The sequence below is a fragment of the Chryseobacterium populi genome, from assembly GCF_000282115.1.
GTDB classification, from domain to species: domain Bacteria; phylum Bacteroidota; class Bacteroidia; order Flavobacteriales; family Weeksellaceae; genus Chryseobacterium; species Chryseobacterium populi.
The window spans coordinates 21,976-31,968 of record NZ_AKJY01000007.1 but is presented as its reverse complement, the minus strand read 5'-3'; the positions used below and the strand labels follow the sequence as shown (position 1 = coordinate 31,968).

Below are 9,993 nucleotides of genomic sequence, written 5' to 3'. Positions count from 1 at the left end.
TTCCTTTCTTTTTGAGCATAAAAAAAAGACTGTCTCACTTTTGAGACAGCCTCTCATATTCATCAATAGATTAAGGATTATTTACCTTCTTCCATTTTTCTTTTCAATTCGGCTAATGCGTCGATATCTCCAAGTGTAGATCTTTCTTCATTAGAAGAAGATGAAGATGTATTAGATCTGTTACCGGATTCTTTTACATTTTTCTTCTCTTCATCTCTGAAGATACCTGTGTGAGATACTACTACTCTTTTGAATTCTTTATTGAATTCGATTACCTTGAAGTCAGCTTCTTCACCTTTTTTAATTTTAGACCCATCTTCTTTCTCTAATAATCTTGAAGGACAGAATGCTTCTACTTCAGCATCTTCGAATTGTACAGAAGCTCCTTTATCGTGAACTTCTACAGCCTTACCAGCGTGGATCGTTCCTTCAGCATACTTAGTTTCGAATGCATCCCAAGGGTTTTCAGTTAATTGTTTGTGACCTAAAGACAATCTTCTTGCCTGGATATCCAATTCAAGAACGATAACATCTAATTTATCACCTACAGCACAGAATTCAGATGGGTGCTTGATTTTCTTAGTCCAAGAAAGATCAGAGATGTAGATCAACCCGTCGATACCTTCTTCCAACTCTACGAATACACCAAAGTTTGTGAAGTTTCTTACAGTTCCTACATGCTTAGATCCCACAGGATATTTAGCTTCGATATTTTCCCATGGATCTTTAGACAATTGCTTGATACCAAGAGAAATTTTTCTTTCTTCTCTATCTAAAGTTAATACTTCAGCTTCTACTTCATCACCTACTTTTACGAAGTCACCGGCAGATCTCAAGTGAGTAGACCAAGACATTTCAGAAACGTGGATCAATCCTTCTACACCTGGAGCGATTTCTACGAATGCACCATAGTCAGCAAGAACAACTACTTTTCCTTTTACTTTGTCTCCAACTTTCAAGTCAGCAGAAAGAGCATCCCAAGGATGAGCTTCTAATTGCTTCATACCTAACTGGATTCTTGTTTTCTCATCATCGAAATCAAGGATAACAACTTTTACAGTTTGTCCGTCTTCTAAAATCTCAGATGGGTGGTTCACTCTAGACCAAGAAAGGTCTGTAATGTGGATCAATCCATCAACACCTCCTAAGTCGATGAATACACCGTAAGAAGTAATATTCTTAACAGTACCTTCAAGAACCTGACCTTTTTCAAGCTGAGCGATGATTTCTTTTTTCTGACCTTCGATATCTGCTTCGATCAATGCTTTGTGAGATACTACTACGTTTTTGAACTCAGGGTTGATTTTCACCACTTTGAACTCCATAGTTTTACCTACGAACTGATCGTAATCTTTAATTGGCTTAACGTCAATTTGAGAACCAGGTAAGAATGCTTCGATTCCGTGTACGTCAACGATCATACCTCCTTTAGTTCTTGATTTCACAAAACCGTTTACGATTTCACCTGTTTCGTGAAGTTCATTTACTTTATCCCAAGCTTTAAGCGTTCTTGCTTTTCTGTGAGATAATTGTAACTGACCAGTTTTGTCTTCTCTTCTGTCAACCATTACTTCAACCTCATCACCTACTTTAAGGCCTTGGTTGTAACGGAATTCGTTAAGAGAAATAACACCTTCAGATTTGAAGTTGATGTCTACGATAGCTTCTTTGTCAGTTAATCTCACTACTTTTCCAACTAATACGTCGTTATCGTCTAAGTTGTTAAGAGATCCGTTGTAGATTTCCTCTAAATCGCTTTTTTCTTTTCTCGCATCTGCATCAAGACCTGATTCGAAAGAATCCCAGTCAAATTGTTCCGGTGCTACGTTTTGGTTTAATAAAACCTCTGCTGAATTTGTCTCTTTTGACATTTTCTAATAAAATTTGTATTCCTTCTTTTTTAATGGTTTGAATAAATGTGGATCAAAAAATACGGAAGTAATTAATTTTTAATATTTTACCCTTTCAAACCTATTCCACAAAAGTGGGTGCAAATGTACAAATTTTATTTAAAATAAACAAGAATTTTCCGCATGCACAATCTTATCATAAACACTGATAATCAATATACATTATTAAGATTAAAAGATTTAAGAATTAAAAGATGGGTGACAAACTGTTGAAAGGCTTTATGATTAAAAGTTTAGTTATCTAAATCTAACCAACCCCCTTCACCACTCATAACTCATAACTCATAACTCACAACTCATAACTCACAACTCCCAAATCACTACCTTTGCAAAATGGAATTAGAATCAATTTATCAAAAACTGCAGATTCAGGATATGAATCAGATGCAGAAATCGGCTTATAAAGTATCTGAAAATAATACAGATATTGTCCTGCTCTCTCCTACCGGCTCAGGAAAAACCCTGGCTTTTTTATTTCCGGTTCTCAGAAATCTTAAAAAGGATGTTCAGGGAGTTCAGGCTTTGATTTTAGTTCCTGCCAGAGAACTGGCATTACAGATTGAGCAGGTTTTTAAAGCAATGGGAACAGATTTCAAGGTTTCCGTATGCTATGGAGGCCATGACAAGAAAATTGAAGTCAATAATTTAACTGAAGCTCCAGCCATACTGATTGGGACTCCGGGACGGGTTGTTTATCATTTAAGAAATAACAATTTTGATCCTGCTACTATCCGGACTTTAGTTTTGGATGAATTTGATAAAGCTTTGGAATTAGGCTTCCATGATGATATGGAATTTATTATTGGCTCATTGAAAAATCTTTCTCAACGTATTCTGACTTCTGCCACGGCAATGGATGAGATTCCAGAATTCACCGGCCTGAAGAATGAGAAAACCGTTGATTTTCTAAAATTAAATGAAGCTAAACCGGATATTCAGTTAAAAAGAGTCATGACTATTCCTGAAGAAAAGTTAGATACGCTCTTTAACTTAATCTGTAAAATAGGGAATAAAAGGACCCTGATCTTCTGTAACCACCGTGAAGCAGTAGACCGTATTTCTGAGCTTTTACGCGAAAAAGGAATTGACCGCGAAACTTTCCACGGCGGTATGGAACAGGATGAAAGGGAACGTGCCTTATTAAAATTCAGGAATGACTCTGCAAGGATTTTAATTACAACAGATCTTGCCTCCCGCGGGCTGGATGTCCCGGAAGTTGAATCGATTGTTCATTATCAGCTTCCTCCCAAAGAAGATGCTTTTATTCACAGAAACGGACGTACGGCAAGAATGAATGCCAAAGGTTTTGCTTATTTGATTATGACTGAGGATGAAAATTTCCCTTTCATTAAAAACAATACCCCGGAAGAAAGTGTTACCGGGTTCAGCAAAGCTCCCGGAAAAACACCTTTTCAGACAGTTTACATCAGCGCCGGAAAAAAAGATAAGGTCAACAAGGTAGATATTGTAGGTTATCTGATCAAAAAAGGGGAATTGCAAAAAGAAGATATCGGTCTGATTGAAGTAAAAGACACTACTTCTTACGTTGCGGTAGCAAGAAATAAAGTAAATCCTTTGTTGAAAAAATTAGCCAATGAAAAGCTGAAAGGTAAGAAAGTGAAAATGGAAGTAGCTTATTAAAATTTTAAAACCATTAAGATTTTTTTAAGTTATTAAGAATATTAAGTTGAGCTGCTTTAAGTTAAAAAGCAGAAATGTTTTTCTTCATTACCTTAATCTCTGAATGAAATCTTAATGGTTTATATATCTTTCGGTTTAATTTTTAATAATTATCTCGTTCCTCTTACTCTTGTCGGTAAAGTATAGACCGATTTTGAAGCGGTGATAAATAAAACCTCATTATTTTTTCCTCCAAAAGTTACATTGGAAGTCCAGTCTTCAGGAATCGGAATCTGATAAATCTTTTTTCCTTCACGATTAAAAACAGTTACCCCTTTTCCTGTTAAATAAAGGTTTCCATGTTTATCCAGTGTCATTCCGTCTGAACCCATTTCACAGAACAATTTTTTCTCAGATAATTTCCCTTCCCCCAGAATATCATAAACATACGTTTTTCCGGCATCTATATCTGAGACGTAAAGTTTTTTAAATTTTTCACTTCCTACAATCCCATTAGGCTGTGTAAAAGTTTCCAGCTTTATAATTTCACCTTCTTTATTCCTGTAATAAAGGCTTTTATGTGGAATTTCCTGTTTAAAATTAACCCAATAATCTCTCTGGTACAACGGATCTGTAAAATACATTCCTCCAAAAGAATCATTCCATACGTCATTGGGGCCGTTTAGTCTTTTTCCTTCAAAGCCTTTTAACAGCACTTTTACTTTTTTATCTTTAGATATTTTCCAGATTTCTCCCTGATCATCGGAACATGTAATCAGATTACCATCTTTATCGAAATGAGTTCCGTTCGCCCGTCCACTTTTACTTAAAAACTCGATGATCGTATTGGTCTTCCAGTCCCAATAATAAATCTTATCATTCGGCTGATCTGTAAAGTATACATTTCCTTCTTTATCTGAAGACGGCCCTTCTGTAAAACTAAATTTATCAGAGACCATTTCAGGCTTTACATCATGATAAAACATTTTGTTATAATTTACTGATTGGCAATTTACCAATGCGAAAACCAAACCAACCAGACCTGTTTTAAAGATATTTTTCATTCTCCATTATTTTAAGCCGACAATTTACAACATCAAAAAATGAAATTCAATTTTTATTTTCTCATTTTGATATATTAATTTAAACTAAAAAAATGTCCTAATTATCCTATTTTATAAGTAGATAATATTAGTTAGGAAAAGGTTTAATCAAGAGCTTTGCATTAATCAAATCCCACATGCTTTTTCAGAAAAGGATTTGTAAAATACGAGATTATTAAAACCAATGATAATCTCTTTCAGGACTTTCAATTATAAAACTGCAAGACGATGAGTGTACAGCCCGGGATTAAACCTTCAGAAACAGAGCATGAAGCCTTCAGAAATTCGGTGGGAACAATGGATGAGACAGGGAAAAGAAAATGGGTTTTCCCCCGTAAACCTAAAGGAAAATATACCAGCTACAGAAATTACACCAGCTATGTACTGCTGACTTTATTTTTTATTCTTCCTTTCATCAAAATCAGGAACAACCCTTTCCTGCTGATCAATGTAATCGACAGAAAATTTTTTATTTTCGGGCAGCCGTTTTACCTGCAGGATTTTTTTATTTTGGCTCTGGGTGCGGTAACTTCTGTTATTTTCGTCATGCTTTTTACCGTAGTCTTTGGAAGGATATTCTGTGGCTGGCTTTGTCCGCAGACCCTTTTTATGGAAATGGTTTTCAGAAAAATAGAATACTGGATCGAAGGTGACCGAAACAAGCAGATGAAGCTCGACAGGCAGGATTGGGATACTGAAAAAATCAGGAAAAGACTGCTGAAATGGTCTGCATTTACATTGATTTCATTACTTATTACCCATTTTATGTTCATGTATATTGTGGGGTACCGGGAAGTTTTCAGGATCATGATACAGGGGCCGGCAGAAAATGCTTTGCAATTTATGGTCATGCTTTCTTTTACGGCAATATTCTATTTTACTTTTGCATGGCTCCGTGAGCAGGTGTGTACATTGGTTTGCCCTTACGGAAGGCTTCAGGGAGTTTTGATCGACAAGCAGACCATTAATGTTTATTATGATTTCAGGAGAGGGGAAAACCGTTCCAAATGGAGAAACGGAGAAGACAGGAAAGCAACCGGTAAAGGAGATTGTATCGACTGCCAGCAGTGTGTCGTGGTATGCCCTACGGGGATTGATATCAGAAACGGCCAGCAGCTGGAATGCATCAATTGTACCGCATGTATTGATGCCTGCGATGAAATTATGGAAAAAGTAAGTCTTCCAAAAGGCCTGATCCGTTATGCTACCGAAGCTGAAATTGAAAACCAGGAGAAATTCAGGTTTACATCGAGAATGAAAGCCACTTCCGTATTTCTTGCATTACTCATCGGCTTTCTGGGATTTTTACTTTATGACAGAGGAACGATGGAAGCGAAGTTCATCAAACCTGCCGGATCTACATTTTTTACCCGAAACGGAAAAATCACCAATACTTTCATCTATACTTTCCTGAATAAAACCAATGAAAGAAAAGTATTGTCCATCAAAGTAATGAGCCCTGAAAATGGAGAAATCACCTTCTTCGGATCAGATAAAATTATTTTGAAAGGCGATGAAATCCTGAAAGGAAATATCAACATCACTTTTCCTGAAACCAAGATCAGGTTTTCAAAGCAAAATATTGTCATCGGGGTATTTGATCAGAACGGAAAAATGCTGGATTCTTTTGAAACCACATTTGAAGGACCATTTAAGCTGCTTTTATAGGCTATGAAACTTTAAGATTTATATTTCCTGATAAACTGTGTAGGTGTCATTCCCGAGTTTTTCCGGAATACCCTTGCAAAATAGGAATATTCTTCATATCCTAAACGAAAAGCAATTTCCACAAGGCTTTCATCAAGGTACATCAGCATTCTTTTAGCTTCAAGCATCAGTCTTTCGGTAATCACTTCCGTAGCTGTTTTCTGAACTACGATCCGGGTAACCCTGTTTAAATGCTTAGGCGAAATACCCATCATAGAAGCGTAATAGGAAATTAATTTCTGAGAGGTAAAATACTCTTCCAGCAATTTTTCAAAATCCTGGTAATGCTTAAAATAAGAAATGCTTGGTGATGAAACCAATGTATCATAATCTTTGGAAAACTGTCTTGCAACATTGATGTATATTTTGGAAATAAGAGAAAGAATATATTCATTTTTCATCAGGTTCCGGGCATGATATTCATGTTCAATTTCCTGAAATAAAGTGGTGATTCTCTGTAATTCCGGCATTTCAAGCTGTAGCTTTCTAGGAAAGGCCGCCGAATTAAAAAAAGGAAAATTCCTGAGCTTCTGATTCACATAATGCATATCATAATACCCCTGGGAAAAAAAGAAAATATAGCCATCTGTTTCCGGTGAAAGTTCCCAGCTGTGGACCTGACCCGGAGACAAAAAGAAAAGACTTCCTTCTGAAACTTCATACTTCTGAAAATCGATCTCATGAACACCGGTTCCTTTGGTGAAAAGAACGGTAACATAAAAATCATGACGGTGTGGTTTCTCAATATGCTTATGGCTTGAAACCAGATGATTTTTCATGGTACTAAAATAGAAATCCGAGGTACTTTTTTCAGGCTGAAAAAGATTAATATGAAGCACCGAAATAGAGTCCATCCTTTTTTTATATCAAAAATAAGCAAAGCATTTTGTTTAACCATTAAAAACAGTATTCTTGATAAAAATTCACTGCAAAAAAACAGGGATTAACAAAATGCTAATCCCTGTAAATTATTTGAGTATTAAAAGTTATTTAATAATCAATTTTTGACTGTAAGCCCCTTTTGTTGAATTTACATTGATGATATAAACTCCTTTAGGCATACTTAGATTAAATTCCTGGGTATTGTCTCCACCTCCCTGATAAGAAGAAGAATGAATCAATCTACCGCTGGAATCATATAAGGTCACTTTAACCTCTCCGGATAAGTTTCTTGATTTGATGAAGAAATTACCATTACTAGGGTTCGGATATATTTTAATATCATTATTCTGAACAGGCATTTCATTTATTCCTAAAACTTGTGTCGTTTGAGTACACACTTCAATCGCCCATGAATTGATTGTTCCCTGATCTCCTACAAAGTTATCGGATGCAAATAATTTCCATACCCCCTGAGCTTTATGGCCTTTAAAGATTCCTAAAGACTCATATGATTGTACTTCTCCCTGAATTGGAGTAGTACAGGTAGCAGCCGCTCCTGTATCACTAAACGCAGCAATAATATTATCCTGCGAAGTACATGATCTGTTCCAGATAAGAGCCGAAGTCCCGTTAGGAGCTTCTATTCCTACTGCAAGATCCTGAACATATGTGTGTGCGATGTTTGGAGTTACTTTAATTTTTGTAATTGTACCCGTATTGTTTATTGTTAGCGGAGCCAGGACTCTCGGTGAAGATATTGCATTTCCTCCAGGTCCGTCTGTAATTGTTACAGCCGGTCCACTGTAAGTATAGGTATTACATGTTTCACCTGTTACTGTATAATCAATCACGAAACTTGGGCTTACTGCATAATAGATGTTGTTTACGGCTTCCACTAAAATATAAGCGTTAGAAGAAGTAGACCCCGCTGGAATTGTCACCTGCTCGCTACCATCGTTGGCTGTATTGGCAGCAAGAGTCGTAAATGTAAGGCCTCCATCTGTAGATAATTTAATATTAACATTGGCAGTACTTACCGGAGCAGCTGTAGTATTGGCAACATTCCAGGTTACTGTAGTTGTTCCTCCTGAACTGGTTGACTGCCCAAAAGCAGGTGCTGTGATAGCAAAAGGCCCTGAAGCAGCATCCACCGTTACAACTGTTGAGCTTTGTCCAATCTGAGGTTGCAGCGGATTATTATTTCTCACAGACATATTAAAATTAAGTGGTCTTGCCACACTGGACACAGACTCCCATCTGGTGGTCAGTACCCCTGCCAGCACTTTATTAAAATCAGGAAAATATCTTACCGGAGTACTTACCGGAGTCACAGATCTGAAAGTAGGACCTGTAGGCTTTGCTGCATAAGCAAATGAATTCGCTCCTATCTGCGCTGCCGCTGCCTGGTCTGTCTGCTCTACGGTATAAGTATAAGCCGCAGGATTGGCATCTGCTGTTGTTCCTTTAATAACAAAAGCGGTTGAACTTGGGATCGTGTAAGCTGCTCCTCCTACAGTAACAGCAGGTGCTGGTGCCGTAAATGGTACGTTGGCACCGCAGGTTACAGAATTGATTTTATTTTTAATCTGATTTATACTGTTAATATGGTAATAATCATTGGAATTAAACTGTACATCCAGATTGCCACCGATAATCCCTGTATAAGCCATAATCGTACTTCCACTGCCCGGTTCAACTTTCTGGTCTGCCTGTGAAGAGTGTGAGGTATAGGTATGTCCGGCTCCCAGCTGGTGCCCCATTTCGTGAGCTACATAATCAATGTCAAATTTGTCACCTTCAGGGAAATTATGTGCTGTCCACCCTCTTGCTTTCTGACCGACAAGACAGATCACACCTACTCCTGCAGCTCCGTTGGCATCCTTTTTATCGATCAGGTGACCCATATCGTAATCTTCAGAAGCAATAACACCGGAAATTCCTGTTTGGGCCTCATTCGGGCCTCCACTTGTATAAGGATCTGAAGCCGCATCTAAGAAAATGATGGCATCATTATTGGCAATCAGGTTAAAATGCAGGGATAAATCTTTTTCAAAAACACTGTTAAGTCTGGTTACAGAAGCATTCATGGCAGCCAATATCACTGCTTTTTTTACTGCATCTGTTGCCCCGGATGGTGTTCCCGCTACTGTTAAATGGTAAGCAGCATATTCTCCGGTACACGATAAAGCCAGTCTGAAGGTATTAAACCCGGCTAATTTGGAAGTGTTACCTCCCTTTCCCGCAGAGATTTTTTCTGCCTCCTCTGTCGTGCCGCACTGAAAAGGATCAGGATCCTGGTCTTTCCTTGATTTTGAATCAAAAACAGCATAAACACTTCTGTCATTGGTATAAGGTTCAATATACTCTGAAATTCCTGAACGGGTAATCATTGATGAAAAACCTACAGGTGAGATACTGAATCTTAGATAAGCAGTGGGGTCTTCCACTCCTGCACCTACATAAGACCTGATATCAGGATATTTTGCCTGTAATTCGGGAGCCATGTTTGAAAATTCCCAAACCTGGAATCTTTCAATTTTACCATTGACGGTAGGGATTGAAATAAGAATCCCTTTGCTTCCGGATGCCCGTGAAGGTGCATTTTTAAGAGTCTGGATAAGCTCATTTGTGTTCAATGAATAAAGAGCTGAATATTCCAGCTTCTCCTGAGATTTTTTTACGTTTTGCGATCGTAATTCGGTTCGTGACCACTGCGAGAATCCCAAAAAGGGAATGAGCAGCGCGAAAATAAATAATTTGCGTTTCATGTT

The 9,993-nt window shown here is 37.6% G+C and carries 6 protein-coding genes; 2 read left to right on the top strand and 4 right to left on the bottom strand.

Annotation, left to right across the window (positions count from 1 at the left end; genetic code table 11):
• Positions 1 to 77: 77 nt before the first annotated feature.
• Positions 78 to 1,871, bottom strand: a complete 1,794-nt coding sequence (gene rpsA / locus PMI13_RS02705; protein WP_007840428.1) for a 30S ribosomal protein S1 — start codon at positions 1,869 to 1,871, stop codon at positions 78 to 80.
• Between the two features lie 372 nt (positions 1,872 to 2,243).
• Here rpsA and PMI13_RS02700 point away from each other — a divergent pair, with 372 nt between their 5' ends.
• Positions 2,244 to 3,551, top strand: coding sequence for a DEAD/DEAH box helicase (locus PMI13_RS02700; RefSeq protein WP_007840427.1), 1,308 nt, complete (start codon positions 2,244 to 2,246; stop codon positions 3,549 to 3,551).
• A 149-nt stretch (positions 3,552 to 3,700) separates the two neighbouring features.
• Here PMI13_RS02700 and PMI13_RS02695 read toward each other — a convergent pair whose 3' ends face one another.
• Positions 3,701 to 4,594, bottom strand: coding sequence for an SMP-30/gluconolactonase/LRE family protein (locus tag PMI13_RS02695; RefSeq protein WP_007840426.1), 894 nt, complete (start codon positions 4,592 to 4,594; stop codon positions 3,701 to 3,703).
• Positions 4,595 to 4,861: 267 nt separating this feature from the next.
• On the opposite strand from PMI13_RS02695, the gene ccoG reads away from it, so the two are divergent.
• Positions 4,862 to 6,301, top strand: a complete 1,440-nt coding sequence (gene ccoG, locus PMI13_RS02690; protein WP_007840424.1) for a cytochrome c oxidase accessory protein CcoG — start codon at positions 4,862 to 4,864, stop codon at positions 6,299 to 6,301.
• A gap of 11 nt (positions 6,302 to 6,312) precedes the next feature.
• Here the strand turns inward: ccoG and PMI13_RS02685 are convergent, their stop codons facing one another.
• Both PMI13_RS02685 and PMI13_RS02680 read right to left on the bottom strand, forming a co-directional pair.
• Positions 6,313 to 7,194: an AraC family transcriptional regulator gene (locus PMI13_RS02685; protein ID WP_007840422.1), complete on the bottom strand. Its 882-nt coding sequence runs from the start codon at positions 7,192 to 7,194 to the stop codon at positions 6,313 to 6,315.
• A 132-nt stretch (positions 7,195 to 7,326) separates the two neighbouring features.
• Positions 7,327 to 9,990, bottom strand: a complete 2,664-nt coding sequence (locus tag PMI13_RS02680; protein ID WP_007840420.1) for a zinc-dependent metalloprotease — start codon at positions 9,988 to 9,990, stop codon at positions 7,327 to 7,329.
• Between the last annotated feature and the right edge of the window lie 3 nt (positions 9,991 to 9,993).